Genomic DNA, 23744 nt, shown 5'->3' with positions numbered 1-23744 from the left:
GAAAACATGATCGGCGCAGTCGCCCCTCACACAGGACGCTGCGCATGCTCGACACTCCGCACCTTCTTGCCGAACTGCGCAGCAACCTGCGCGAACTGCTTACCCATGATCTGACCAACCCGGACCAGGACCCTCATCTTTCTGGTGTCATGTTCTTCTGCGTCACCGATGAGCAATCCAGACAACTGATCGAGCGAATCGAACTGCTCGCCAGTGAAGCGTTCTTCGACGTTCGGGGCCGAGCCATCACCCATCACATGAAGGCCGTCGCACAGGAAGGCGTGCTCATCAAGCGCTGCCGCAGCGCCCCTGCTGACGAAACACGCATCCGCATCATCCTATCGGGCAAAGGCTATATCACGGTGAGCATGGCCAGGTCGTAAGCGATCTTGCTACTGCAGGAGCAAGCGCCTTTGCCGTACGCAATCCGCTATCCTGAGCGCTCTCTTGCTCTGGAATGCCCCATGGAACTGCATATTCGCCTGGAGGGCCGCAAAGGTTTGGCTGCCCAGCTCTACGCGCAATTGCGCGCGGGGATCGAGCGCGGTCACCTGGCCGCTGGCAGCCAGTTGCCGCCCAGCCGCCTGTTGGCCGAGCAACTGGGCGTGTCGCGCAAGACCGTCGCGGACGCCTATGCACGCCTGACCCAGGACAACCTGCTGAGCGCGGTGGTCGGCCGGGGGACGTTCATCAATACGCTTGAACCCAAGCGCAGCGCGCGGCCACTTGCCTTGACCCTTGCCGGCGATGCGTCGCTCAGGCGCTGGCAATCCCGCGCCACCGTGCTAGGCCAACGCCAAGCGCTATCGACGGTGCGTTATGACTTCATCGGCGGAGTGGCGAGCAAGGCACTATTCCCGTTCGACCTATGGCGCAGTTGCCTGAACTACGCCGTGCGGCGGAGCCAGCATCACCCCCAGCGGCACTTCCCAGCCCAGGGCCTTGCGGAGCTGCGCGAGGTCATCGCCCACCACATCGCCTACGCCCGGGGCGTGCACTGCACGGCTGACGATATCCTCGTCTGCAACGGCGCACAGCAGGCCCTGGACTTGATCGCCAGGGTGCTGGTGGAGCCTGGCTGCAAGGTCGCGATGGAAGACCCGGGGTACCCGCCCGCACGGCAGTTGTTCCTGGCCTTGGGCGCCCAGGTGCAGGGGGTGCCGGTGGATGACGAAGGGTTGTGCGTTGACCAGATAGCCGAGGGCACGCAGCTGATCTATGTCACCCCTTCGCACCAGTTCCCACTGGGTATGCCGATGGGCGAAAAACGCCGGCGAGCGCTTCTGGCCCGGGCAGCCGCATTGGGCGCACTGATCATCGAGGACGACTACGACTGTGAATTCCGCTATCAAGGGCCCAAGGCCGACGCGCTGCAGCGTCTTGACTCCCATGGCCTTGTCGCTTACGTCGGCACGTTTTCCAAGACCTTGCTTGCGGAGCTGCGCCTGGGTTATGCCGTTTTGCCAGAGGCCGTGCTCAAGGCCAGTTGCGTGGCCAAGCAACTGAGCGACTGGCACAGCCCGACCCTGCTGCAGTGGGCCCTGGCCCGTTTCGTGGAACAGGGGCATCTGAACCGGCACATCCGCCGTTGCCATGAAGTGTACAGCGCACGCCGCGATCGCTTGTTGCAGCGGCTGGACGACGACCTTTCCCCTTGGCTCAGGGTCATTCCCGCCGAGGCCGGTTTTCATCTAAGCGCCTTGGCGCAACCAGGGGTCGATGTGGAGGACCTGGTAGAACAAGCCCACAAGGTCGACCTGGGCATTTACTCACTTGCCCCGTTTTTCAATGAAACGCCAGTGCGCCCAGGGCTGTTGATGGGCTTTGGTGACATTGAAATGCTCGACATCGACCCGGCACTCGACCGGCTGCGCGATACCCTGCGGCGAATCAGCTGAGGGCAGCGACCCTATCGACCGCGGCGGGTCGAGCCAAGGCCTTCGCGTAGCTTTGCGGGCTGAAGGCCAACGTCACCAGCAGCATCGTCACCACGCTGGCGATGAGCACAATCCAAGCGCTTTGAAAATCACCGTCGAGCGCACGCAGCCACCCGACAATGTATGGCACACAGCCGGTGATGATGAAGCCGATACCCTGGACGAAACCCGCCAGGCCGCCGGCTTCGGCTGGCGTAGGAAGATGTTCGAGGGTCAGGGTCAGGCTTTGGCTGAAACAGGCGCCCAGCCCGAACCCGATCAACGCTACCCAAAGCCTGGGTGCTGCGGTGGGCGCCATCAGCAACCCCATGAACCCCACCAGTTGGATCGACAGCGCCAGCGCAAGGCCTGGACGCCGATCTACCCAGCGCCTGAGTAGCAGCGGCAGGCCCAATGCGCCCAGTACTTGGAACAGGGTCATCAGCCCCACCAGGTCGGCGCCGCCCTGTGCGCTGCCACCCTGCTCCAGGTAAAACGCTGGAAACCAAGCGACCATGCTGGTGTAGCCTCCGTTGATGAGGCCGAAATACACCGCCAGTAACCAGGCCCGTCGGTGGCCAAACCAGTGCCCGCTGACTGTTTTGAAGACAGGGGCTTGTGCGTTGCGTGGCCGCAAGATGAGCCATGCCAGCATGGCAACCAGCGCCGGCGCGACCCAGACCCCCAGTCCCACCTGCCATTGCCCGGCATACTCGGCCAGGTGCGGGCCCAGCACAGCAGCCAGCCCGCCGCCGCTCATCAAAGCAGCCGAGTACAGGCCCATTGCGCCAGCAAGCCTCCCTGGAAACCAGCGATTGACCAGGCCCGGCATCATGCCCTGCACCACCGCCACGCCCAAGCCGGCGAGCACTGCGCTGGCAAGTAGTGCCCAGGCACTTTCGAGTTGCAACCGCCAGAGACACGCCAGCGCGATGGCCGCCAGACCACCGAGCATGCCGGCCTGTTCGCTCAACCATCGGCGTGACCAAGGGTGCAATAATGGCACCGCTCCCATGCACAACACCGGCAGCGCCGTCAGCAATGCCGCTTGCTGATAACCCAGGCCGGTACTGATGCGCATTGGATCGAGCAAGGGGCCGATGCTGGTCAGAATCGGTCGCAGATTCAACGCCAGCAGCACGACCAGCATCGCTCTCCAGACTGCTGTCATTGGGCATTGGCCTGTTGCCACTGAGCGTACAGCCCATTTTCGCCGTCGGGCTTGAGGGCGCGTAGCGGCAATGACTGCTGCTGAGGCGCACGGGTCATCTGCGCGTACACGTCAGCGGTGGACAGCCCGTAAGGCTGGCCTTCCTCGTTGTCATACGCGAACCAGGCCTGGCTGATACCGCACAGGTGCATGGCCGCCAGGCACATGGGGCATGGGTGGCCGCTGGCATACACCTCTGCGCCATCCAGGCGAGCGCGCCCCAGCGCCTGGCTGGCCTGGCGGATGACTTGCATCTCGGCATGGGTAGTCGGGTCTTGTGAGCGGTGGATTTCATTGACACCGCGCGCAACGACTTGGCCCTCATACACCAGCACGGCACCGAACGGCCGGCCTCCGGCTGCGATGTTGGCGCGTGCCAGTTCGAGGGCTTCGCTCATGAAACGGACGTCGGGCATGGCTCAATCTCCTTGGATGGGACGGGTCATTATCCTGAGTCGGCGGCAGTGACAGAAATGAAGAGATTGGATGCCTGTCAGTGGGGATGCGAATGGCGGGATTGGCCTCCCCGAAGATGAGCGGATTGGCTATCGGACGTATCGGCGGCCGAGGGTATTGTGGCGCCACCCTAATGCGTTTCTGGAGAGCGCCATGCAACACCGCATCGACTGGTCGAAACAAGCCCCTGACGCCTACAAGGCCATGGCAGCCCTGGAGCAGGCGTTGACCCGCACAGGCCTTGAGCATGATCTGCTTGAACTGGTGCGCTTGCGCGCATCGCAGATCAATGGCTGCGCGTACTGCGTCAACCTGCACGCCAACGACGCGCGCAAAGCCGGGGAGCGCGAGGCCCGCCTGCAGACGTTGTGTGTGTGGCGAGAGACGACTTACTTCACGGAGCGTGAGCGAGCGGCGTTGGCGTGGGTCGAAAGCCTGACACGGCTGGCCGATTGTGGTGCCCCACAGGGGGAATATGAGGCGCTGCTGGAACACTTCGAGCCAGCGGAGGTGGTGAATCTGACGCTGGCTATCGCGACGATCAATGCGTGGAACCGGTTCGGCGTGGGGTTTGCCATGGTGGCGGGTTGAGGACGTCTGGTGTTTGCTTCAGTCTTCTCTGATTGGAAGCAGCAGTAGCAACATCCAGCTATGCCGCATGTTGAATCGTTGCACATCCCTCGAAGGCCACTCAGTTCCAGTGTGGAAGCGGACTTGCCGGGGCGCCGGGCCGGCCGCGATGGGCCGCATGGCGGCCCCAGGATTTCAGTTTCGCAGCTCACATCGCCAAAGCCGCAAAGCGGCCACACACCTTCAAGTTGCGAAGCCTGGCTCCTGGGTTGCTCGGCCCGTCGCATCCACCGCTGATGGCTGAGCGTGATGCGGTGGTGTCCTGGTGCGGCAAGAAGCGTGTCCTTGCTCCAAACCCAGGCGCTTGCGCGTTGCGCTTCAACGGTCACGCCACTGCATCAACCCCCTGCAACCCGCCCAGTCATCTTCACCAGTGCCTGCCTCAAACTGGGTAAATCACTGTACCGCTGCTCTGTCACCACTTTGCCGTCCTGAACCTCCAGCCATTGCACCGATTCGCGGTCCCCGCCATAGCTCTTGGCCACCTCGCCGTCCCGATCCAGCAAAATCCGGTAGTTGGCCGACCGCATGGCAGGCACCATCACCGCTGCCACCATGCTGGGCATCTTCTCGATGTCCGCGACGAACACCACGCCCCGCGCTTCAAGATAGCCCTCTGGCGTATGCTCGACCGCATTGTTGACCAACCGTGCAGTGGCCATGCTGCGCGCAACCATGACCACGCGGGTCTTGTCGTCCAACGTGAACGCCTGGTCGAACTGGTCATTCAACGTCCAGTGCTCGGCGGCTTGCACCAGGGGTGCACAGAGCATCGCCAGGAACAGAAAAGGAGTGCGCATCTTGCTATCTCGCAGTCAAAGGTTCGACCACACTAGCCTTCTTGTGCCCAGGCGCCAAGCACTGCGCTTGAAGCGGCGTGCGGATGCTGCAAAATGACGCCATGCGATGATCGATTCAACAAGGAAACCTCATGCTTTATATCGTCATGCTGGGGGGACGCCATGCAGGGGCCAAGATCGAGGTCCACGACATGGTGTTCGCCCAGGCACCCAGCCTGCAACAGGCCTATGCGCAACTGCGCGACGCATGGTTCGGCAGCCAGCAGGGGCTGCACATCGATGCCTGGCTGGAAGTGGACGGCGTGGATGGCATGCGAGTGGAGTTGCACCCCTACCCTGCAAAACGCGGTGCGCTGCGCCTGTACTTCATCAACCTGGGCGGCTACGAACGCGGTGTGTTCGGCGAAGCGCACCGTTATGTGCTGGTCAGCGCCCGCAACAAGGCCGATGCCAAGGCATTGGGCAAGCAACACATGCAGGCCGGCTGGCTCAAGCCGCACACCGATGCGGTGCTGAGCGTGGACGACTGTCTGGCCATCGACTGCGTGGACGGGCTGTACGTGCACCTGGTCGAAGGGCCGCACAAACCTGTCGTTTCGCGTAATGACTACATCCCCCTCTGACTTTGCGCCTCTGCCGGGGCCGTAGGGAGTTTCCCATGCCTTACCCCATCGAACAGAAACTGGTGATTGGCGTTGCCTCCAGTGCGCTGTTCGACCTTACCGTTTCGGACGACATCTACACCCAGGAGGGTGTCGAAGCGTACCGATGGCATCAGGAACAGAACCTGGATGAGCCCTTCCCCAAAGGCGTGGCGTTTCCGTTTATCCGTCGTTTTCTGCGTATCAACCAGGCGTTCCCCGAGCAGTTGCCCGTCGAGGTGGTGTTGCTATCGCGCAATTCGCCGGAAACGGGCCTGCGGGTATTTCGCTCGATCAACCACTACGGCCTGGACATCACCCGCGCCGCGTTCATGTCGGGCCGTTCACCGTATGAGTACATACCAGCGTTCAACGCATCGCTGTTTCTGAGCGCCAACGAAGAGGACGTACAGAAAGCCATCGACGCCAATTACCCCGCAGGGCGTGTTCTGCCGACCCGTATCTACGATGACGAAATCGATACCGAGCTGCGCGTAGCGTTCGACTTCGATGGCGTGATCGCCGACGACGAAGCCGAAAGCGTCTACAAGCGTGGCAACAGCCTGGATGAATTCCAGGCCCACGAGCAGGCCCATCAGCGCGTGCCCCATACGCCTGGGCCCTTGGCCGACCTGTATCGCAAACTGTCGCTGATTCGCACGCTCGAAGACCGCAAGCTCGAAGATGACCCGCACTACAAGCGCATCCTGCGCATCGCCATTGTCACGGCACGCAATGCACCTTCCCATGAGCGGGTGGTGACGACCCTCAAAGATTGGGGCGTATCGCCCGACGAGTGTTTCTTACTGGGCGGCATGGAGAAACCCCGCGTCTTGTCGATTCTCAAGCCCCATGTCTTCTTCGATGACCAGCGCAGCCACCTGCACTCGCCTGCGGGCGATTTGCCGATGGTGCACGTGCCCTTTGGGGTGGCGAACCGGATACCGACGACTGAACCTCATGTCGATGGAAATCCGGATGACTGAGGCGGTCTACCCTTGACCGAAACGATGGCCAGAGAGTGCCTGTCATGAGTCTCATACCAGGGTTGGACGAGAACGCCTGCGTGCTGGTCTGCGGGGCCAGTCGTGGAATCGGGCTCGCGCTGTGCAACGCGCTGGCGACCCGCGAAGACGTCGATCAGCTGATAGCGGTGTCGCGCCGCGCCACGCAGAACCAGGCATTGAGGGCGCTGGCCGACGCTCACCCCAATCGTGTACTACTGGTGGACTGCGACGCGCGCGAGGAGGCCAGCCTGGGCGCCATGGCCGCGCAAGCAGGCGAGCGATGTGTGCACTTGCACCTTGTCATCAGTACCTTGGGGATCCTGCATCAGGAAAACGCCAAGGCCGAAAAGTCACTGGCGCAATTGGACCTTGCCAGCCTGCACGCAAGCTTCACCACCAATGCCTTCGCCCCGGTTTTGTTGCTGAAACACCTGCTGCCTTTGCTGCGCAAGCAACCTGCAACCTTCGCTGCACTGTCCGCCCGCGTGGGCTCGATCAGCGATAACCGTCTGGGGGGTTGGTACAGCTACCGGGCCAGCAAGGCGGCGCTGAATCAGTTGCTACACACAGCCAGTATCGAACTCAAGCGCCTGAACCCTAACGCGACCGTTCTGGCCTTGCACCCGGGTACAACGGACACGGAACTGTCAAGGCCGTTCCAAGGCAACGTGCCTGAGGGCAAACTGTTCGAGACGACGTTTGCCGCGCAGTGCATCGTGGAGCTGATCGGGCGTCTCGGACCGAACGTGACGGGCAGCTTCTGGGGCTGGGACGGTCGCAACATCCCCTGGTAGGCATCAGTGGCGGGCATCCGGGCATTCAACAGGGTAAAGTCGGCACTGTCTTGAGAACCGGAACGCGCCGCGATGACCTTGTTCTACCTGAAACTTGCCATTACCCCTTTGCTGATGTGGGCCATCTCTCTCGCTTCCAGGCGCTGGGGTGGGCTGCTAGGGGGATTACTGGCGGGCATGCCCATCACGTCGGGGCTGGTGATGACCTTCCTGAGCCTGGAGCAAGGGACAGACTTTGCCCTGGACGCCGTGCCCGGAGCACTGGGCGGCCTGGCAGCCGTGCTCGCTACCTACGCCTTCTACTTGTATGCAACACGCAGGCTTGCCATCGGGGCTGCTGCGGGCTTGGCGATCGTCTTCTACGGCTTGGTCGCCTATGTGCTTACGCACTGGGGCCATTTGTATGTGTCGATAGGCGTAGCGCTGGCGTTGATCGTACTTCTGATCGTCGCCAGCGGGCGTGAACCCAGGCCTGAGACGCTGGCACGTGTACGGCATCGTTACTGGGAAATCCCCTTGCGCATGGTCTCGGCAACGGCGTTGCTGATGATCACCACGCACCTGGCAGCCTGGCTTGGACCCCAGACCAGCGGCATGCTCGCGCCAATCCCGGTCATCGCTTGGCCATTGATGGTATTTGCTCACGTGCAGAACGGGCGCGCGGGGATGGCGGCCATGGTGCGCGGCAACGCCATAGGCGCAGTGGGTGTGCTGGCGTTCTACCTGATGTTGTCGGGTCTGATGAGGGCTTTGGGGGTCATGCCGACCATTGTGCTGGCAATGGCCACGGCGGTTGCGTTGACGGTAGCGCTGGCAGGCCTGCTGCGCCGCCGCTAGCGCTGTCCAAAGGCGCTGTGGTCAGCCCCAGCGCCTCGGATTTAACCCTGTATCACGGGTGTTCTTGCGAAACGGAGTTGTTCGCTTCCACGTCCTTCATGTCTTCCTCGAGCGCTGCATCCCCTGCGCCAGGGTCTTCATGGGTGCGTGCGGTACCATTGTCACGTGGCACCTGGCTGTCCTGGTCAGAGCCTGGATTACCTGGGGGTGGATTCCAGTCCTCGGGGCGCTCGCCGCCAGCGTGGCCGGCACCTTGCTTGGGTTCCGAGGGGGTCTGCTCAAGGCCTGAACCGTGCCCCTCGCCTGTGTCCGGGCTGTTCTGCGCCGGGCCTGGGTAGGGTGCTGCAGGACCATTATTGTCGATCGGCATATGCATTCTCCTGATTGAGGCGCTGAAATAGCGTGAGTCTGGTCAAAGCGGTTGCCGCTGGCATCCGTGGCAAATCGGCGAGGCGTGGCTGGAGACTGAACGACGCCCGTTATTCTCTGGGCGTATTCACATCCATGGGCGGCTGCTCGGAATCCTCCATGTCTCCACCCTCCTCTTCGTTCATGAGCGGATCATCGTCCGGATCAGGTATGGTCGGGTTGTCAGGGTTCACCGACGGGTCCGGTGAAACGGGCATGTCATCGTCAGCGTCGTCCTGTGCCATGGGATCTCTGTTCATTGCCGCGTACCTCGAAAGAATGGATGAGGCCTACAGTTATTCGAGAACAGCGCGGGCGCAGGCGTTCGATTGGGTTGAAGCCCGTCCGTCGCAATCGAGGGGGACGAGGTTGATGGCAAGGGTGATCAGAGCGGCGAGCGTCCTGGACGCTGAAAGCATCAGCCGGGTTATCCTGGCTGCACTGCGCCACAGCAACGCAGCAGACTATGACGCCGCCACATTGGCGCGCGTGGCGCGCGCTTTCACGCCCCAAGCCGTGGTCCAATTGCTGGACAGGCGGGTTGTATGGGTGGCCTTGGAGAGCGACGTGGTCGTCGCAACGGCAAGTCTTGAGAAGAGCGTAGTGAGAAGTGTATTCGTTGACCCGAGCTACCAGCGCCAGGGTCTTGGCGAACAACTGATGGGCTACATCGAGCAAGAAGCGCGGGACACTGGGGTCCGGCAGTTGCAGGTGCCTTCTTCACTCACTGCTCAAGGTTTCTATGCCAGGCTAGGTTATACGGCCGTTCGTGAAGTGCGCCATGGAGACGAGCGAACGGTGGTCATGGCGAAGGTGATGACTGCGAGCTGACTTAGGGTGCTGAGTACCTTGCGCGCTCTTTCAAGCCCTGCACATCTCGTGTAGGAGCCGTCTTGCCGGGGCGCCGGACCGGCCGCTCCCTCCTGGGATTAAGCCAGTACCGCCTTGAGCCCACTAGCCAGCTACTTAGGCCACCACGATGTCCGTCAACCCCAATACCTCGGCCTGCGCCAGGATCTCATTGGGCGTGGCGTCGGCCGAAGGCATCACCAGGCTGTTCTCGCCGTCGCCAAAGTGCAGCACGATCAGGTGCCAGGCGGCCTCGTGCAGGGCCAGCTCAGGCTGGTCCAACTCAAAAGTATGGTCGGTCGAATTGCCATTGAGCGAGTAGCGAACAGTGAAGGCGTGCATGAGCACCTCGGTCTAGGTTGGGGACTCATTACTTGACCGGTGAGACAGGAAATAATTCACACAACTACCGAGATCGCCTCGCCAAGCAGGCAAGACGACCCGGTATCCGGCGGCGCAGACTACTTCATGGTCTCTCGGTACAGCTCGATGAACGGCGCTTCAGCAGGATCGATGCGGTCCATGCCAGCGGCAATGCGGTGCCAGTAGGGGTACTGCGGCGCGATGCGTGTGGCCTGTTCGATCTGCTTCAGGTCCTCTTGCGTCAATACAAGGTCTGCCGCCTGCAGATTGTCTTGCAGTTGATCAAGGGTGCGGCCAGCGGTAATCACGCTGGTAATACCCGGGCGATCCTTCAGCCAGGCCAGGCAGACGCGTGACGGCGAGCAACCGTGGCGTTCGCCGACCGCGATCAAGGTCTCGATGATGTCGTAGGCACGCTCACGATCGTGCACGTAGGGTTCCGGCCAGTCATTGCCCTGACGTGTGCCCTTGGGCGTCTGCTGGCCACGACGGACCTTGCCGGTCAACAGGCCTTCACCCAGCGGGCCCCAGACCAGTGTGGCAAAGCCTTGGTCAATCGCCATCGGCAGCAACTCGTACTCGGCCTCACGCGATTCGGGCGTGTAGTAGATCTGCTGTGAAACAGGCTGTTGCCAGCCGTTCAATTGCGCGCTGCCCAGGGTTTTCATCATTTGCCAGGCAGTGTAGTTGGACGTACCGAAGTAACGGATCTTGCCGCTTTGCACCAGATGATCCAGTGCTGCCAGGGTCTCCTCCACTGGCGTCACGCCGTCCCAATTGTGGATCTGATACAAGTCGATATGGTCGATCCCCAGGCGCTTCAAGCTGGCCTCGCATGCGCGAATCAGGTGGTAGCGCGAAGCGCCGCTGTCGTTGGGGTTGTCGCTCATCGGGCTGCGCGCCTTGCTGGCCAGGATGATCGACTGGCGACGCTCGCCCAAGGCCTTGCCGACGATTTCCTCGGCCAGCCCATGTGAATACAGGTCGGCGGTGTCCACCAGGTTGACCCCGGCGTCGAACGCGGCCGCGAACATGCGCTTGGCGAGGTCCACATCGACGCTGCCGGTTTTCTCGAACGAGCCTCGTCCGCCGAAAGGCACCGTGCCAATGACCAGCTCCGAAACCAACAGACCGGTGTTGCCGAGTGCGCGATATTTCATGCAAACCTCCAAAGCAAAAGACTATAAATACCGACGTACCTGCGCGCTGAAACGTTCAATCGGAAGCTTTTGACGGCGTTCTGCGCCAAACCAGCGTTTGCAACAACGACAGTCGACCGCTTGCCAACCCAGCACGCCTGTCGTGATCCCATCCGCAGGTGGCAAAGGCGCTAAGCCACAGACATGCTGGCAAGTTGTTCAGTGGATGACGCGAGATGAACGATGCAAACACCCTGCACCACGTACTACCTTGAAATGACCTCGCCAGACGAACTGGTGGAAAAGCCCCAGCGCCCGGATTTGCATATCGTCGAATGCGAGGTGCCACAACCTGCCTTCAACCGCTTTCTGTACACGTTGGTCGGCACGCCCTGGTCGTGGGGCGACCTGGACGCCTGGAGCGAGGCGCAGTGGCAGGCGCAGGTCGAGCAGGAAGCTCACCGCACCTGGGTGGCTTATCACCGGGGCGCCATTGCCGGTTATTACGAACTGTATCGCCCTGACGGGAGCAACGCCGAGATCCGCTACTTCGGCTTGGCCCCGCAATTTCTGGGCGCAGGCTTTGGCGGTCCGCTGTTGAGCCAGGCGGTGCGTAGCGCCTGGGCTTGGCCCGGCACGCAGCGTGTATGGGTGCATACCTGCACCCTGGATCACCCTGCCGCGCTGGGCAATTACCAGGCGCGCGGCTTCAGGATCTACAAGCAGGAAGAAACCCTGTCAGACGCCTGAGGTTCAGGCCTGCGAATCGCGCTGCGCTGCGGCATCCGCGGCCGCTTGCAGCGCCAGCTTCTCGCGATCGGCCTTGCTGATGTACTTGGGCTTGGTACTGCGCGGTGCCAGCTTGGCACTGGCCTTCTTGGCGTGTGCCTTGAGCAGTTGCTTGATTTTCTTCTGACGGTTCATGGTGGGTTCTGGTGAGGTGGATTGGGGCTTATGATAGCGCGTTGTCTTTCCTTTCCGTGAACCGCCGGGGCCTGTGCCATGAAACGTTCGTCCAACATGCCCCCGGTTTCGGACTGGGTCATCCGCAGCCAGCAACATGGGGCTGTCGAGCGGATCGAAGCGTGGTTCGGTAGTCATGGCTATGATCCTCATCGGCATGACACCTACTCCGTCGGCCGTACCTTGGCCGGGGTACAGAGCTTTCATTACAAAGGCTCGTTGTGCCACGGCATTGCGGGCAACACGCTGGTGTTGCACCCCGATGAATTGCACGACGGCATGGCCGGCACCGAGGCAGGTTTTCGCTACCGCATGGCCTACATCGACCCTGCGCTGATTCAGGCCGCACTGGGCGGGCAGCCGCTACCGTTCGTGCCTGGCGGGCTTTCCAGTGACCCGCGCCTGTTCCATGCTAGCGAACCGTTTGTGCAGGCTGTGGACCATCCCCTCGAGCAGCTGGAAGAGCAAGACGCCATCTATGACCTGGCCATGGCGCTGCGCGCTGTCGCGGGCAAGCCACGCGGGCGCAAGCGCCTGGATTACCGGTCCGCCGAACGCGCCAAGGCGTTCATTCTGGAGCACCTGCACCTGGGCATCACCCTGGAGATGCTCGAGCACGCCAGCGGCCGTGAGCAATGGAGCCTGTCTCGGGACTTTCGGGCCCTGTACGGCACCAGCCCTTATCGCTTCGTCACCCTGAGGCGACTGGACAATGTGCGTCGGTTGTTGCTCGATGGCTTCACCCTGGTCGACGCTGCCTTGGCGGCAGGCTTTCACGATCAGAGCCACATGACCCGACACTTCACCCGCAGTTATGGGGTGTCGCCGCTACGCTGGCTCGAACGCCTGCGGCCAGGGCAGCAACGTGCAGGATCGTACAAGCATGCAGACACTGAGCTGCAATAGGCTGCGTGCTCCAACCAGGAGTAACCACCATGTACGAATCCAGTCAACACACTCAGCCCCATCCGATAAACCTGAACCAGAAAGCGTCGATGATCGACAGCCAATGGAGCCCCAGGGTTGTTGCACAGATGAACGACTACCAGTTCAAGGTTGTACGCATCGAAGGGGAATTCATCTGGCATGCGCACCCGGAAACCGATGAAGCCTTTCTGGTACTCGAAGGGACGCTGCGCATCGATCTGCCGCAACGCAGCGTCCATGTAGCGCCCGGCGAGTTGTTCGTGGTGCCGCGGGGTGTACAGCATCGAACAGCGGCCGAGGGCGAGGCCAAGCTGCTGATGATCGAGCCATGTGGCGTCCTCAACACTGGCCATGAGGGCGGTGAGCGCACGGCGCCTAATGATCTGTGGATCTAGCCATCGCCGTCAGCGATTGGCCCGCGTCGGCTGGTCGACATGGGCAAGGGTTGGCCTCGGTGCTTGATTGAGGCCAAACTTGCACCATCGTCGATGGGAAGAACGCCATGCTCACTACCCTGGCCATCAGCAATTATCGCTCCATCAATCACCTTGTCCTGCCACTGGGCCAGCTCAACGTGGTAACCGGAGCCAACGGCAGCGGCAAGTCGAATCTGTACAAAGCGCTGCGCCTGCTGGCCGAAACGGCACAGGGCGGGGTCATCCAGGCACTCGCCCGCGAAGGTGGGCTGGACTCGACCTGGTGGGCGGGCCCGGAACCGAGTGCACGCATGATGCGCGGTGAAGTGCCGATCCAGGGGCAGCACCCGCGCGATGCCCGTCGCCTGCGGCTGGGCTTTGCCACCGAGGATTACGGATTCGCCATCTCCTTGGGATTGCCCATCCCCCTGGCTTACCCCTCAGCCTTCATCCTCGATCCGGAAATCAAAAGTGAGACCATCTGGGCAGGTGGGGCTTACCGACCTGCCTCGGCGCTGGTCGAGCGCAAGAATGCGTTGGTGAAGGCTCGTGAAGGTAACGCCTGGACAATACTTGATCAGCATGCCGACAGTAGCGAAAGGTTCTTCAGTGTGGTGGGCCGCCCACGGCAGGCACCGGAAATCGGGCAGTTGCGCGCCTTCATCAACAGTTGGCGTTTTTACGATCACTTTCGGATCGATCGGGATGCACCCTGCCGCCAGCCCCAATTGGGCACCCGCTCGCCAGTGCTGCATCATGACGGGCGTAACCTTGCCCCCGCCTTGCAGACCATCATTGAAATCGGTGACGTGGAAGGCCTCAATGCCGCGCTGGAGGACGCGTTCCCCGGCAGCCGCCTGGACATCGATGCTCCCCCTGGCGGGCTATTCTGCGTACGGCTGCTCCAGCATGGATTGCTCAGGCCATTGACCTGCGCAGAACTTTCGGATGGGACCTTACGCTATCTTCTGCTGATGACCGCCCTGCTGACGCCCAGGCCACCGGCCCTGATGGTGCTCAATGAGCCGGAGACCAGTCTGCATGTAGCCTTGCTGCCGGCCTTGGCCCGGCTGATCATTCGCGCGTCCGAGCACAGCCAGGTGTGGGTCGTGTCGCACAGCGCGCCATTGATCGAAGCCCTCAGCCAATGTGAGGATTGCAACCTGCTAGCCCTGGACAAGGTGCAAGGCAAGACGCAACTCAAAGACGTGGGCCTGCTGGACGAGCCGCTGTGGCGGTGGACTGACTGAATGGGGTTCATCAAGCAAGCGCCGCCTGACCCTCACCAGACGGCACACACTCAGGTACCAGTACCGTCAAGCCTTCATGCAAGCGCCTCGCGGCTATGCTGCCCGTCGATCAGGCGCAGCAGGCCCAGCGGGTTGGCGTCCTTGAGGGCGTCGGGCAGCAGCGCGTCCGGATAGTCTTGAAAGCAGACGGGCCGCAGGAAGCGGTCGATAGCCAGGGTGCCTACGGAAGTACCGCGCGCATCGGATGTAGCGGGGTAAGGCCCGCCGTGCACCATCGCCTCGCACACTTCGACGCCAGTCGGGTAGCCATTGACCAGCAGGCGCCCGGCCTTGCGCTGCAACACCGGTACCAGCGCGGCGAAGCGCTGGATATCTTCAGCCTCAGCGACCAACGTGGCCGTCAGTTGCCCCTGCAGCGCTTCGAGGGCCCGGCGCAGTTCGGCTTCGTCAGCCACTTCGATGGCGACCGTGGTAGGTCCGAACACTTCTTCCTGAAGCACTTCATCGCCCTGCAACAAAAGGCTCGCCTGCGCCATGAACAACTGGGGCTGGGCTTGGTTGCCTTCCTGTGCGGACCCGGCCAGGTGGCGTATCCCTGGGTGCTGGTGCAGGCGCTGGACGCCGGCGCAATAGCTGCGCAGGGTTCCGGCATTGAGCATGGTCTGGCTAGGCTCGTCACCCAGGTGCGCGCCTAATTGCGCCAGGAAGTCGCTGAAGGCTTGGCCAGCGATACCGATGACCAGCCCCGGGTTGGTGCAAAACTGCCCACACCCCATCACCACCGAGTTGGCCAGCTCCCGGGCGATCTGTGCGCCACGCGCTTGCAGCGCACCTGGCAGCACCAGCACCGGGTTGATGCTGCTCATTTCGGCAAACACCGGTATCGGCTGCGCACGAGCAGCCGCCATGTCGCACAGGGCACGCCCACCTTTGAGCGAGCCAGTAAAGCCTACGGCTTGAATCATCGGATGGCGCACCAAGGCCTCACCTACCCCCCCACCGTAGATCATGTTGAACACGCCAGCGGGCATACCGGTCGCCACAGCGGCCCGCTCGATGGCTTCGCCGACCCACTCGGCCGTGGCCATGTGCCCGCTGTGCGCCTTGACCACCACCGGGCACCCTGCCGCCAGCGCAGCGGCGGTGTCGCCACCGGCCGTGGAAAAGGCCAAGGGAAAATTGCTGGCGCCGAATACCGCCACCGGACCCAGGCCGGTGCGGTACTGACGCAGGTCAGGCCGTGGCAGCGGCTGGCGTTGGGGTTGTGCGCGATCGATGCGGGCGCCAAGAAAGTCGCCGCGCCGCAGCACCTTGGCGAATTGGCGCNNGCACGCTCGCCTTGGATACGCCCTGCTGGCAAGGCGGTTTCTCGGCATACGGTGGCGACGAAGGTGTCGTCCAATGCATCGAGCTGATCGGCGATAGCGTCGAGAAACTGCGCGCGGCGCTCGGGCGCCAGGGCACTGTATACGGGGAAAGCGGCTTCGGCGGCCTGGGCTGCTGCGTCCACTTCTTCGGGGGTAGCCTGGCTGAAGGTGACCGGCAGGGCCTCCCCGGTGCAGGCGTCGAGGCTGTGCAGGCGCACGCTGCCCGCGGCGCTGCGTTGGCCGCCAATGAAATTGCTTCCAGTCATGATGACTCCTGAGTTACGAGATTGAAGTGGCCGCACGTGACCGCTTCCCTGGGCCACGGGGTACGTACCCTGAATGACAGAGGTAGGCTTACAGGCTTTTCACCGTCCCTGGCCGCACCTGCTTGGCTGCTGGCGCAATGCCGTTGCGCAGCGGCTCGCCGAAGGCCGGCAGGCTGATTTCGAAGGTATCGCCGGGCTGAGCCTGGATGCCGTCGGCGAACGACAGCGTCGCGGTGCCGAAGTAGTGCACATGAATATCGCCAGGTCGCAGGAACTGGTCGTATTTGAAGTGATGGAACTCCAGGTTCTCGAAGCTGTGGCACATGTTCTGCTCACCCGACAGAAAGGGCTTGCTCCATACCGGTTGGCCATCACGCAGGATGCGGCTGGTCCCTTCGAGGTCCGCCGGCAGCGCACCCAGCCGTAGCTCCGGTCCGAAACTGCAGGCGCGCAGCTTCGAGTGGGCCAGATAAAGGTAGTTACGCCGCTCCATCACATGGTCGGAGAACTCGTTGCCCAGCGCGTAGCCCAGGCGATAGGGCGTGCCATCAGGGCCGATCAGGTACAGGCCGACCAACTCAGGCTCTTCTCCGGCATCCTCGGCGAACGCCGGCAGCGGCAGGTCCGCCCCCGGGCGCACGACGATGGCACCGTCGCCCTTGTAGAACCATTCCGGCTGTGCGCCCACCTGCCCTGCAGGGGGCCGGCCGCCTTCCATGCCCCATTGGAACATGCGCATGCTGTCGGTCACGGCGTCCTGGGCCTGCTGCTGATGCATCTTGTCGCGCGTGGCGGCGCTACCCAAGTGGGTCAGGCCAGTGCCGGTCACCAGGCAATGGGCAGGATCGGGGTGATCCAGCGGCGGCAGCACCCGGCCCTCGGCCAACAGCGCCCGGTAATCGTGACGCTCACCCAGGCTCAATATCTGCACGTGGTCGGCCAGGGTCCGGCCAGCGGCAATGGCCTGCTGGGCCAGCTCGCGGGTGGTGTCGGTGCCACATACGCGCAACACGTACTCACCTTCCACCACGCCGACATGGCGCTGGCCGGTGGCGGTTTCGAATTGGATCAATCGCATGGTCGTACTCGCTTGTCGGTTGCGAAAAATTATCGGGAGGCGCCGGCCACTTGAGCGGCCGCATCACGCTGTCGGCGCTCCAGCCGGGTGTAGACAACCCCGGTAAGCAGCACCCCAAACAGGGTGACCAGGGCCAGGAAATACAGCCCGGACGACAGGTGACCTGTGTGTTCTTTCAAGGCGCCGATGCCAAATGGGCCCAGGTAGCCGCCCAGGTTGCCGATCGAGTTGATCAAGGCAATGCCGGCCGCAGCGCTGGCCCCGGAGAAGAATCGCCCAGGCAGGGTCCAGAAGATCGCCGTGCACGAAAACAAGGCGAACGCCACCAGGCACAGTGCCGCCAGTTGCAACGCCGGCACGCTCAACCAGGCGCTGAGGAACAGCCCCGCTGCGGCCAGGGCATACAGCAGGCCAAGATGACCGTAACGGTCGTTGAGGCGGTCCGAGCTGCGCGGCACGACCAGCAAACCAATGATGCCGAACAGGTAGGGCACCGCCGACACGAAACCGGTGACCAAGTCGCTGCCGCCGAACTGGTGGATCAAGGTGGGCAGCCACAACCCGAGCCCGTAGATGCTCAGGGTCATGGGCAGGTAGAACAGCGCCAACAGCAGCACGCGGCTGTCCTTGAGTGCATGCAGCGGGTTGCCGTGGCGGGTCTGGCCGTATTCACGCAGGTCATCGGCCAGCTGTTCCTGCAACCAGGTGCGTTGCGCGTCGCTGAGCCAGCGTACCTTGGCCGGGCCATCGGGCAGCAGGCGCAGCGTGGGCCAGGCCAACAGCACCGCAGGGGTCCCGATGCAGATGAACAGCCATTGCCAGCCGTGCAGGCCATAGGTGCCGTCCAGACCCAGCAATGCGCCGGAAAGCGGCCCTGTGACCAGCATCGCCAAGGGCTGGGAAAGGATGAACAAACCCAGAATTTTGCCGCGATGACGCACGGGGTACCACTGAGTGATGTAGTACAGCACCCCCGGAAAGAACCCCGCCTCGGCTGCCCCTAGCAGAAAGCGCATCACATAGAAGCCGTTCGGCCCGGTCACGAATGCCATGCCAATGGTGATGGCGCCCCACGTAAGCAAGATGCGCGCAAACCAGCGGCGTGCGCCAAAGCGGTCCAGCAGCAGGTTGCTGGGCACTTCGAACAGAAAATAGCCGATGAAGAACAACCCGGCGCCCAGGCCGTAGGCAGCATCGCCCAGGCCAATGTCGGCGCCCATGTGCAGCTTGGCAAAGCCGACCGCCGAGCGATCAACATAGGCCACCAGGTACAACAGGACCAGAAAAGGGATGAGCTTGAGTGTGATCAGGCGGACGAGCCGCTGCTCCTGAATCATGGCGATGTCTCCAATTGTTCTTGTAATGGGTACAACACCAGGCCGAGGTTTTTTGGCAGACCGCTGACCTAGGAAATTGATCTTATAGTATTACTATTTAAAACGACAAGCCTTCACATGTGCGTTTTTTGGCGATATATTTGGCGGTATAAAGATAAATAGTAATACTAATAAGGTGTCCATCATGTCCGATAGCAAGCCCTCACTGCGCTCCGCCCAATGGTTCGGTAGCGCCGACAAGAACGGGTTCATGTACCGCAGCTGGATGAAGAACCAGGGCATTCCGGACCACGAGTTCCAGGGCAAACCGATCATCGGCATCTGCAACACCTGGTCGGAGCTGACCCCGTGCAACGCGCATTTCCGCAAGATCGCCGAGCACGTCAAGAAAGGCGTGTTGGAAGCAGGCGGCTTCCCGGTCGAGTTCCCAGTGTTCTCCAGCGGTGAATCCAACCTGCGCCCCACGGCCATGCTCACGCGCAACCTGGCGAGCATGGATGTGGAAGAAGCCATTCGTGGCAACCCGGTCGATGCCGTGGTGCTGCTGACCGGTTGCGACAAGACCACGCCTGCGTTGCTGATGGGCGCGGCCAGCTGTGATGTTCCGGCCATCGTGGTGACCGGCGGGCCGATGCTCAACGGCAAGCACAAAGGCAAGGATATTGGCGCCGGCACTATCGTGTGGCAGATGCACGAGGCCTATAAGGCCGGCCACATCGACCTGAACGAATTTCTCTCTGCCGAGGCAGGCATGTCGCGCTCAGCCGGCACCTGCAACACCATGGGTACGGCTTCGACCATGGCCTGCATGGCTGAGGCGCTGGGCACTTCGCTGCCGCACAACGCCGCCATCCCTGCCGTGGACGCGCGCCGTTACGTGTTGGCGCACTTGTCGGGCATGCGCATCGTGGACATGGTGCGCGAAGACTTGCGGCTGTCGAAAATCCTCACCCGCGAAGCCTTCGAAAATGCCATCCGAGTGAACGCCGCCATTGGTGGCTCGACCAACGCCGTCATTCACCTCAAGGCCATCGCCGGGCGCATTGGCGTAGACCTGCAGTTGGAGGACTGGACGCGGGTGGGACGGGGTACGCCGACGCTGGTCGACCTGCAACCTTCGGGGCGTTTCCTGATGGAGGAGTTCTATTACGCCGGCGGTCTGCCGGCCGTGATTCGTCGCCTGGGGGAGCATGGGCTGCTGCCCAACCCGACTGCGCTGACCGCAAACGGTAAAAGCCTGTGGGACAACTGCCACACCGCGCCACTTTATGATGAGCACGTCATCCGCCCGCTGGACAAACCCCTGGTGGCCGACGGCGGTATCTGCATCCTGCGGGGCAACCTAGCGCCCAAGGGCGCAGTGCTCAAGCCTTCGGCGGCCACGCCTGCGCTGATGCAGCATCGGGGGCGCGCCGTGGTCTTCGAGCACTTCGAGGACTACAAGGCTCGCATCAACGACCCAGACCTGGATGTGGACGCCAACTCGATCCTGGTGATGAAATATTGCGGGCCCAAGGGTTATCCCGGCATGGCCGAGGTGGGCAACATGGGGCTGCCGGCCAAGCTGCTTGCCCAAGGCGTAACCGACATGGTGCGCATCTCAGACGCGCGCATGAGTGGCACGGCCTACGGCACCGTAGTGCTGCACGTTGCGCCAGAGGCTGCCGCAGGTGGGCCCCTGGCCGTGGTACGCGAAGGCGACTGGATCGAGCTGGACTGCCAGCAAGGCCGCTTGCACCTGGACATCGACGAGCAGGAGCTGGCCGGCCGCCTGGCGGATCTGCAGCCACCGCCACAGCTGATTACCGGGGGGTATGCCAAGCTCTATCTGGACCATGTGATGCAGGCCGATGAGGGCTGCGACTTCGACTTTCTCGTCGGCTGCCGCGGGGCGGCGGTGCCCAAGCACTCTCACTAGCCCAGGGAAATTACCCCAAGCGGGGCCGTGACTGGCTCGATACAACCGGGGGCGCACAGTGCCGCTTGCCGCTTGAACGCCGTGGAGCCGTCCATGCACCGACAGCTCCCGCGCCCGCTAGAGCGCCGAGGCCCGCAGGGACCACCTCTGTCCGCCCTCAAGGCGCTGCAAAACAGCCCTGCATTTATCAGTGCTATGATGCGAGCCCCGCCAGAAGGACCTCGCACAACCCCCATGAACTACCGCCAGCCCTCAACGCGCAAGAGCATGCACGCTACCTTGGTCCAGGACCTGGGCCTGCAGATCGTGTCCGGCCAACTCGCCCCAGGGCAGAAGCTGCCGTCCGAGGCAAGCCTGTGCGAAACCTACGCGATCAGTCGGCCGGTGTTTCGCGAGGCCATGCGCGCCCTCACGGCCAAGGGCCTGGTAGAAGCGCGCCCCCGCGTCGGCACCCTGGTCAGACCCCGCCATGACTGGCACATGCTCGACCCCGATGTGCTGCACTGGCTGATGCAGGCAACGCCGCAACAGGAGTTCTTCAATACCCTGTCCAGCGTGCGCTGGGTCATTGAGCCCGCTGCCGCCGCCTTGGCCGCCACCAATGCCACGACAGAGGACGTAGCGTCGATTGGCGAGGCTTATCAACGAATGGAGGCAGCGCGTACCCCGGATGAGCGGCTGCAGCCAGACCTGGACTTTCATGCCCGTATTGCCGACGCCACCCACAATGACCTGCTCGCCTACCTGTGCAACATGCTGTCGATGGCATTGCGCGAATCGGTGCGTTTTTCCAACCAGCGCCCGAATTTCGATGAGCTCGCCCTCCCCCGGCACAAAGCCATTTTGACGGCTATCCAGAACGGCGATGCGCTTGGCGCCCGGCATGCCTCCCTGGTGCAGCTCGAAGATGCCCGTGTGGCGCTGAGCAAGGTGCTGGGGCAGGACCCGGCGAGCTGAGGGCCTAGGGCCATAACCAAAAGGCCATTACTGGCGTAACAGCCTTTGAACGCGGCGGATCGGCCACCTGTGGCTGCGAAGTGTGCAGTGCGTCACAGTGGGCGCCCCACTAGCACACTCGTACTATTTCACGGTCTTGGGTCGCTCCCGATACTCCCCCTGTTAACCGCCGTATACAGGAACACCGAGCCCTTCGGGCTCGGTGGCCACGCAGGTGGCATCTCATGGAGTCTCCGGAGTCGTTATGAATCCCTTATTCAAGCTATCCCCCCTCACCTTCGCGATAACGCTCGCCATGGCACCCGGCGCGTACGCGGCCGACTATGTGCTCGACAGCGGTCAGGACACCTTCAGCAGCGACCGAGGCATTGACGGCGCTGTGGTGCTGCGCCCCAGCAACGGCACGCCGTCCACGCTTACGCTCAACAATGGCGCCCAGGTCACCAGCTTCGGCGGCCGAATCGGTGGGTCGTCCACCAACGACGCGGCCAGCACGGCGATGGCCACGGTCATCGTGCAGGGCCCTGGTACGCGCTGGAACGTGCCACGCACCGGCGCGGTGCTGGGTAACACCATCGTGATTGGTGGCGCCGGGCAAGGTACTCTCAACGTGCTTGGCGGTGGGCAGGTGTCGGTGCGGGACCTGCAATTGAGTGACAATGGCAATGCCGGCAACGCCCTGTCGCGGGCCAACCTGCTGGTCAGCGGCCAGGGCTCGAAAGTAGACACCGTCAACGTCACGTCCGGTGGCGTGTTCCTGTACGACTCGCGCATCAACCTCAAGGATGGTGGGCAACTGGTCAGTGAGCGCGTGGCCATCAACTCGATCAGCGAACTGTCGGGCGCTGGCACCCGCTGGGACAACACCGGCACCTTCAGAAACCGCAACGACCTGAGCCTGAGCGACGGCGCCGTATTGACCAGCGACTCCATGGCGCTGGGCTCGGCCAACGTCAGCCGTAACACCCAGGTCAATGTCTCCGGTGAAGGCACCCGTCTGGCCACGCGCGCCATGACGCTGGGCACCACGACATCCAGCACCATCCTGACCCTGTCCAACGGCGCCGAGCTGAGCAGCGCCGACGGCATCGACATCAGCGAGCTGACCAGCATCAACTCCGCCGCCCGTGGCACGCTAAGCATCGGTGGTGCCGTCGTGCGGGACGATGCGCGTACCGACATCGATGCCATCAGCGCCGGTTCTGCCCAGGCGGCGGGCCGTCTCGATCCGCAAACCGCCATTCGCTTCGGCGCCGGCAGCGGTGCGCTGGCGTTCAACCATACCGACAGCAACCTGCAAGTGAACAACCGCATCAGTGGCGCGGGCCGTGTGTACGCGTTCAGTGGCGACACCACCTTGGGCGGCGACCTGACGGGCCTTTCCGGCAGCACGGTAGTGCGTGGCGGGCGGCTGGTACTCGACGGCGATGTAGACCAGACCAACCCACGAGGCACGTCATTGCTGAGTGTGGGCAACGGCACCTTGGTGGTCAACGGTACCGTCGGGCATACCGACGCTTCTGGCAACTACAGCAACCGTGCCCAAGTACTGGCAGGTGGCGTGCTGGCCGGTAACGGACAGGTCGGGAGCACGCAGGTAGCCTCGGGCGGTACGCTGTCGCCAGGTGAAGCGGCACTCGGCACCTTGAACATCAAGGGCGACCTGGACATGGCCGAAGGCTCCAGGTACGCCGCCGACATTGCAGGCAATGGCGGCGCCGACCGGGTTAACGTCAGCGGCAGCGCAACCCTGCGCGGTACGCGTGTAGACGTGACCACCCTCAACGATGCGCAAAGCTATCAGACCGGCCAGACCTACACCCTGCTGGCCGCCCAGGGCGGCGTGGTGGAGGGCGCAGCAGCAGGTACCGCGTATGCGCAGGCGTTCACCAACTCGGCATTTCTCAATGTCAGCCTGCAGCGCACCGCCAATGAACTGAACCTGACCATTGCGCAGAAAGGCACTACACCGCCTGTCGAACCACCTGTGGAGCCGCCTGTGGAGCCTCCCGTGGAACCGCCGGTACAGCCACCTGTAGAGCCCCCGGTCGAGCCGCCCGTGCAGCCGCCCGTGCAGCCGCCCGTGCAGCCGCCGGTCGAGCCACCTGTCCAACCCCCGGTGCAGCCGCCTGTAGAACCGCCCGTCGAGCCCCCGGTGCAGCCCCCGGTCGAGCCACCCGTGGAACCCCCGGTACAGCCGCCGGTCGAGCCACCT

24 protein-coding genes and 2 pseudogenes are annotated in these 23744 nt (G+C 62.8%); 15 read left to right on the top strand and 11 right to left on the bottom strand.

The window, feature by feature from the left end; translation table 11 throughout:
- Positions 1 to 44: 44 nt before the first annotated feature.
- Positions 45 to 383: a hypothetical protein gene (locus B2S33_RS04575; RefSeq protein ID WP_033695131.1), complete on the top strand. Its 339-nt coding sequence runs from the start codon at positions 45 to 47 to the stop codon at positions 381 to 383.
- A gap of 81 nt (positions 384 to 464) precedes the next feature.
- Positions 465 to 1898, top strand: a complete 1434-nt coding sequence (locus tag B2S33_RS04570) for a PLP-dependent aminotransferase family protein (RefSeq protein ID WP_288649946.1) — start codon at positions 465 to 467, stop codon at positions 1896 to 1898.
- Here B2S33_RS04570 and B2S33_RS04565 read toward each other — a convergent pair.
- Entirely contained in the window at positions 1891 to 3087 is a 1197-nt protein-coding gene (locus B2S33_RS04565; protein WP_288649943.1) for a CynX/NimT family MFS transporter, read from the bottom strand. The genes B2S33_RS04570 and B2S33_RS04565 overlap by 8 nt on opposite strands.
- Positions 3084 to 3542 carry a nucleoside deaminase gene (locus B2S33_RS04560; RefSeq protein WP_280076793.1) on the bottom strand — a complete coding sequence of 153 codons (459 nt, stop codon included), beginning with the start codon at positions 3540 to 3542 and terminating at the stop codon, positions 3084 to 3086. Before B2S33_RS04560 ends, B2S33_RS04565 begins: the two co-directional genes overlap by 4 nt.
- Positions 3543 to 3735: 193 nt before the next feature.
- Here B2S33_RS04560 and B2S33_RS04555 point away from each other — a divergent pair, with 193 nt between their 5' ends.
- Complete coding sequence (locus B2S33_RS04555) at positions 3736 to 4173, top strand: carboxymuconolactone decarboxylase family protein (RefSeq protein WP_028686398.1); 438 nt, start codon at positions 3736 to 3738, stop codon at positions 4171 to 4173.
- Between the two features lie 377 nt (positions 4174 to 4550).
- Here the strand turns inward: B2S33_RS04555 and B2S33_RS04550 are convergent, their stop codons facing one another.
- Complete coding sequence (locus B2S33_RS04550) at positions 4551 to 5012, bottom strand: hypothetical protein (RefSeq protein ID WP_288501552.1); 462 nt, start codon at positions 5010 to 5012, stop codon at positions 4551 to 4553.
- Positions 5013 to 5143: 131 nt separating this feature from the next.
- Between B2S33_RS04550 and B2S33_RS04545 the strand changes: the two genes are divergently transcribed.
- The 4 genes from B2S33_RS04545 (at position 5144) to B2S33_RS04530 (ending at position 8291) form a co-directional block, all read left to right on the top strand.
- Positions 5144 to 5635 carry a DUF1543 domain-containing protein gene (locus B2S33_RS04545; protein ID WP_027915717.1) on the top strand — a complete coding sequence of 164 codons (492 nt, stop codon included), beginning with the start codon at positions 5144 to 5146 and terminating at the stop codon, positions 5633 to 5635.
- Positions 5636 to 5670: 35 nt separating this feature from the next.
- Entirely contained in the window at positions 5671 to 6639 is a 969-nt protein-coding gene (locus B2S33_RS04540) for a 5'-nucleotidase (protein WP_288649940.1), read from the top strand.
- Between the two features lie 44 nt (positions 6640 to 6683).
- On the top strand, positions 6684 to 7454 hold the full coding sequence (locus B2S33_RS04535) for an SDR family NAD(P)-dependent oxidoreductase (protein WP_027915715.1): 771 nt from the start codon (positions 6684 to 6686) through the stop codon (positions 7452 to 7454).
- A 72-nt stretch (positions 7455 to 7526) separates the two neighbouring features.
- Entirely contained in the window at positions 7527 to 8291 is a 765-nt protein-coding gene (locus B2S33_RS04530; protein ID WP_288649938.1) for a hypothetical protein, read from the top strand.
- A 52-nt stretch (positions 8292 to 8343) separates the two neighbouring features.
- Here B2S33_RS04530 and B2S33_RS04525 read toward each other — a convergent pair whose 3' ends face one another.
- Entirely contained in the window at positions 8344 to 8661 is a 318-nt protein-coding gene (locus B2S33_RS04525; RefSeq protein WP_027915713.1) for a hypothetical protein, read from the bottom strand.
- 109 nt (positions 8662 to 8770) lie between these two features.
- Entirely contained in the window at positions 8771 to 8959 is a 189-nt protein-coding gene (locus B2S33_RS04520; protein WP_145279451.1) for a hypothetical protein, read from the bottom strand.
- Between the two features lie 112 nt (positions 8960 to 9071).
- On the opposite strand from B2S33_RS04520, the gene B2S33_RS04515 reads away from it, so the two are divergent.
- Positions 9072 to 9530, top strand: a complete 459-nt coding sequence (locus B2S33_RS04515) for a GNAT family N-acetyltransferase (protein WP_288501557.1) — start codon at positions 9072 to 9074, stop codon at positions 9528 to 9530.
- 135 nt (positions 9531 to 9665) lie between these two features.
- On the opposite strand, the gene B2S33_RS04510 is transcribed toward B2S33_RS04515, so the two are convergent.
- Together B2S33_RS04510 and B2S33_RS04505 are read right to left on the bottom strand one after the other, a co-directional pair.
- Positions 9666 to 9890 (bottom strand): hypothetical protein, encoded by a 225-nt coding sequence (locus B2S33_RS04510; RefSeq protein ID WP_027916042.1) that lies wholly within the window; start codon positions 9888 to 9890, stop codon positions 9666 to 9668.
- A 119-nt stretch (positions 9891 to 10009) separates the two neighbouring features.
- On the bottom strand, positions 10010 to 11071 hold the full coding sequence (locus tag B2S33_RS04505; protein ID WP_288501558.1) for an aldo/keto reductase: 1062 nt from the start codon (positions 11069 to 11071) through the stop codon (positions 10010 to 10012).
- Positions 11072 to 11293: 222 nt separating this feature from the next.
- Between B2S33_RS04505 and B2S33_RS04500 the strand changes: the two genes are divergently transcribed.
- Complete coding sequence (locus B2S33_RS04500) at positions 11294 to 11800, top strand: GNAT family N-acetyltransferase (RefSeq protein ID WP_027916044.1); 507 nt, start codon at positions 11294 to 11296, stop codon at positions 11798 to 11800.
- A 3-nt stretch (positions 11801 to 11803) separates the two neighbouring features.
- On the opposite strand, the gene B2S33_RS04495 is transcribed toward B2S33_RS04500, so the two are convergent.
- Positions 11804 to 11974 carry a DUF2986 domain-containing protein gene (locus B2S33_RS04495; protein WP_080992843.1) on the bottom strand — a complete coding sequence of 57 codons (171 nt, stop codon included), beginning with the start codon at positions 11972 to 11974 and terminating at the stop codon, positions 11804 to 11806.
- Between the two features lie 78 nt (positions 11975 to 12052).
- Here B2S33_RS04495 and B2S33_RS04490 point away from each other — a divergent pair, with 78 nt between their 5' ends.
- From B2S33_RS04490 to B2S33_RS04480, 3 genes are all read left to right on the top strand, one after another.
- Entirely contained in the window at positions 12053 to 12919 is an 867-nt protein-coding gene (locus tag B2S33_RS04490; RefSeq protein WP_242809531.1) for an AraC family transcriptional regulator, read from the top strand.
- A gap of 29 nt (positions 12920 to 12948) precedes the next feature.
- Positions 12949 to 13335, top strand: a complete 387-nt coding sequence (locus tag B2S33_RS04485) for a cupin domain-containing protein (RefSeq protein WP_027916046.1) — start codon at positions 12949 to 12951, stop codon at positions 13333 to 13335.
- A 107-nt stretch (positions 13336 to 13442) separates the two neighbouring features.
- Positions 13443 to 14606, top strand: a complete 1164-nt coding sequence (locus B2S33_RS04480) for an AAA family ATPase (RefSeq protein WP_288649934.1) — start codon at positions 13443 to 13445, stop codon at positions 14604 to 14606.
- A gap of 74 nt (positions 14607 to 14680) precedes the next feature.
- Here the strand turns inward: B2S33_RS04480 and B2S33_RS04475 are convergent.
- The 3 genes and pseudogenes from B2S33_RS04475 to B2S33_RS04465 form a co-directional block, all read right to left on the bottom strand.
- Positions 14681 to 16239, bottom strand: a pseudogene (locus tag B2S33_RS04475) (aldehyde dehydrogenase (NADP(+))).
- 88 nt (positions 16240 to 16327) lie between these two features.
- Positions 16328 to 17317 (bottom strand): AraD1 family protein, encoded by a 990-nt coding sequence (gene araD1 / locus B2S33_RS04470; protein WP_288649933.1) that lies wholly within the window; start codon positions 17315 to 17317, stop codon positions 16328 to 16330.
- A 29-nt stretch (positions 17318 to 17346) separates the two neighbouring features.
- A complete protein-coding gene (locus B2S33_RS04465; RefSeq protein WP_027916050.1) occupies positions 17347 to 18654 on the bottom strand; it encodes an MFS transporter in 1308 nt (435 codons plus the stop codon).
- Positions 18655 to 18838: 184 nt separating this feature from the next.
- Here B2S33_RS04465 and B2S33_RS04460 point away from each other — a divergent pair, with 184 nt between their 5' ends.
- The 3 genes and pseudogenes from B2S33_RS04460 to B2S33_RS04450 form a co-directional block, all read left to right on the top strand.
- A complete protein-coding gene (locus B2S33_RS04460; protein WP_028686407.1) occupies positions 18839 to 20572 on the top strand; it encodes an IlvD/Edd family dehydratase in 1734 nt (577 codons plus the stop codon).
- Between the two features lie 234 nt (positions 20573 to 20806).
- Positions 20807 to 21529, top strand: coding sequence for a FadR/GntR family transcriptional regulator (locus tag B2S33_RS04455; protein ID WP_027916052.1), 723 nt, complete (start codon positions 20807 to 20809; stop codon positions 21527 to 21529).
- Between the two features lie 325 nt (positions 21530 to 21854).
- Positions 21855 to 23744 (top strand): annotated as a pseudogene (locus B2S33_RS04450) (autotransporter domain-containing protein); the annotation flags it as partial.

This window comes from Pseudomonas sp. UBA5568, assembly GCF_002425525.1.
In the GTDB taxonomy this organism is placed as follows: domain Bacteria; phylum Pseudomonadota; class Gammaproteobacteria; order Pseudomonadales; family Pseudomonadaceae; genus Aquipseudomonas; species Aquipseudomonas fulva.
This window is presented reverse-complemented; position numbering and strand designations above follow the sequence as displayed.

What these genes read in the sequence shown, in the direction of transcription:
- B2S33_RS04520 (WP_145279451.1), bottom strand. Translation starts at nt 8,959, where the DNA reads ATGAACAGAGATCCCATGGCACAGGACGACGCTGACGATGACATGCCC.
- B2S33_RS04525 (WP_027915713.1), bottom strand. Translation starts at nt 8,661, where the DNA reads ATGCCGATCGACAATAATGGTCCTGCAGCACCCTACCCAGGCCCGGCG.
- B2S33_RS04465 (WP_027916050.1), bottom strand. Translation starts at nt 18,654, where the DNA reads ATGATTCAGGAGCAGCGGCTCGTCCGCCTGATCACACTCAAGCTCATC.
- B2S33_RS04570 (WP_288649946.1), top strand. Translation starts at nt 465, where the DNA reads ATGGAACTGCATATTCGCCTGGAGGGCCGCAAAGGTTTGGCTGCCCAG.
- B2S33_RS04515 (WP_288501557.1), top strand. Translation starts at nt 9,072, where the DNA reads ATGGCAAGGGTGATCAGAGCGGCGAGCGTCCTGGACGCTGAAAGCATC.
- B2S33_RS04535 (WP_027915715.1), top strand. Translation starts at nt 6,684, where the DNA reads ATGAGTCTCATACCAGGGTTGGACGAGAACGCCTGCGTGCTGGTCTGC.
- B2S33_RS04460 (WP_028686407.1), top strand. Translation starts at nt 18,839, where the DNA reads ATGTCCGATAGCAAGCCCTCACTGCGCTCCGCCCAATGGTTCGGTAGC.
- B2S33_RS04490 (WP_242809531.1), top strand. Translation starts at nt 12,053, where the DNA reads ATGAAACGTTCGTCCAACATGCCCCCGGTTTCGGACTGGGTCATCCGC.
- B2S33_RS04575 (WP_033695131.1), top strand. Translation starts at nt 45, where the DNA reads ATGCTCGACACTCCGCACCTTCTTGCCGAACTGCGCAGCAACCTGCGC.
- araD1 (WP_288649933.1), bottom strand. Translation starts at nt 17,317, where the DNA reads ATGCGATTGATCCAATTCGAAACCGCCACCGGCCAGCGCCATGTCGGC.
- B2S33_RS04485 (WP_027916046.1), top strand. Translation starts at nt 12,949, where the DNA reads ATGTACGAATCCAGTCAACACACTCAGCCCCATCCGATAAACCTGAAC.
- B2S33_RS04565 (WP_288649943.1), bottom strand. Translation starts at nt 3,087, where the DNA reads ATGACAGCAGTCTGGAGAGCGATGCTGGTCGTGCTGCTGGCGTTGAAT.
- B2S33_RS04540 (WP_288649940.1), top strand. Translation starts at nt 5,671, where the DNA reads ATGCCTTACCCCATCGAACAGAAACTGGTGATTGGCGTTGCCTCCAGT.
- B2S33_RS04500 (WP_027916044.1), top strand. Translation starts at nt 11,294, where the DNA reads ATGCAAACACCCTGCACCACGTACTACCTTGAAATGACCTCGCCAGAC.
- B2S33_RS04545 (WP_027915717.1), top strand. Translation starts at nt 5,144, where the DNA reads ATGCTTTATATCGTCATGCTGGGGGGACGCCATGCAGGGGCCAAGATC.
- B2S33_RS04550 (WP_288501552.1), bottom strand. Translation starts at nt 5,012, where the DNA reads ATGCGCACTCCTTTTCTGTTCCTGGCGATGCTCTGTGCACCCCTGGTG.
- B2S33_RS04495 (WP_080992843.1), bottom strand. Translation starts at nt 11,974, where the DNA reads ATGAACCGTCAGAAGAAAATCAAGCAACTGCTCAAGGCACACGCCAAG.
- B2S33_RS04510 (WP_027916042.1), bottom strand. Translation starts at nt 9,890, where the DNA reads ATGCACGCCTTCACTGTTCGCTACTCGCTCAATGGCAATTCGACCGAC.
- B2S33_RS04480 (WP_288649934.1), top strand. Translation starts at nt 13,443, where the DNA reads ATGCTCACTACCCTGGCCATCAGCAATTATCGCTCCATCAATCACCTT.
- B2S33_RS04505 (WP_288501558.1), bottom strand. Translation starts at nt 11,071, where the DNA reads ATGAAATATCGCGCACTCGGCAACACCGGTCTGTTGGTTTCGGAGCTG.
- B2S33_RS04560 (WP_280076793.1), bottom strand. Translation starts at nt 3,542, where the DNA reads ATGCCCGACGTCCGTTTCATGAGCGAAGCCCTCGAACTGGCACGCGCC.
- B2S33_RS04530 (WP_288649938.1), top strand. Translation starts at nt 7,527, where the DNA reads ATGACCTTGTTCTACCTGAAACTTGCCATTACCCCTTTGCTGATGTGG.
- B2S33_RS04555 (WP_028686398.1), top strand. Translation starts at nt 3,736, where the DNA reads ATGCAACACCGCATCGACTGGTCGAAACAAGCCCCTGACGCCTACAAG.
- B2S33_RS04455 (WP_027916052.1), top strand. Translation starts at nt 20,807, where the DNA reads ATGAACTACCGCCAGCCCTCAACGCGCAAGAGCATGCACGCTACCTTG.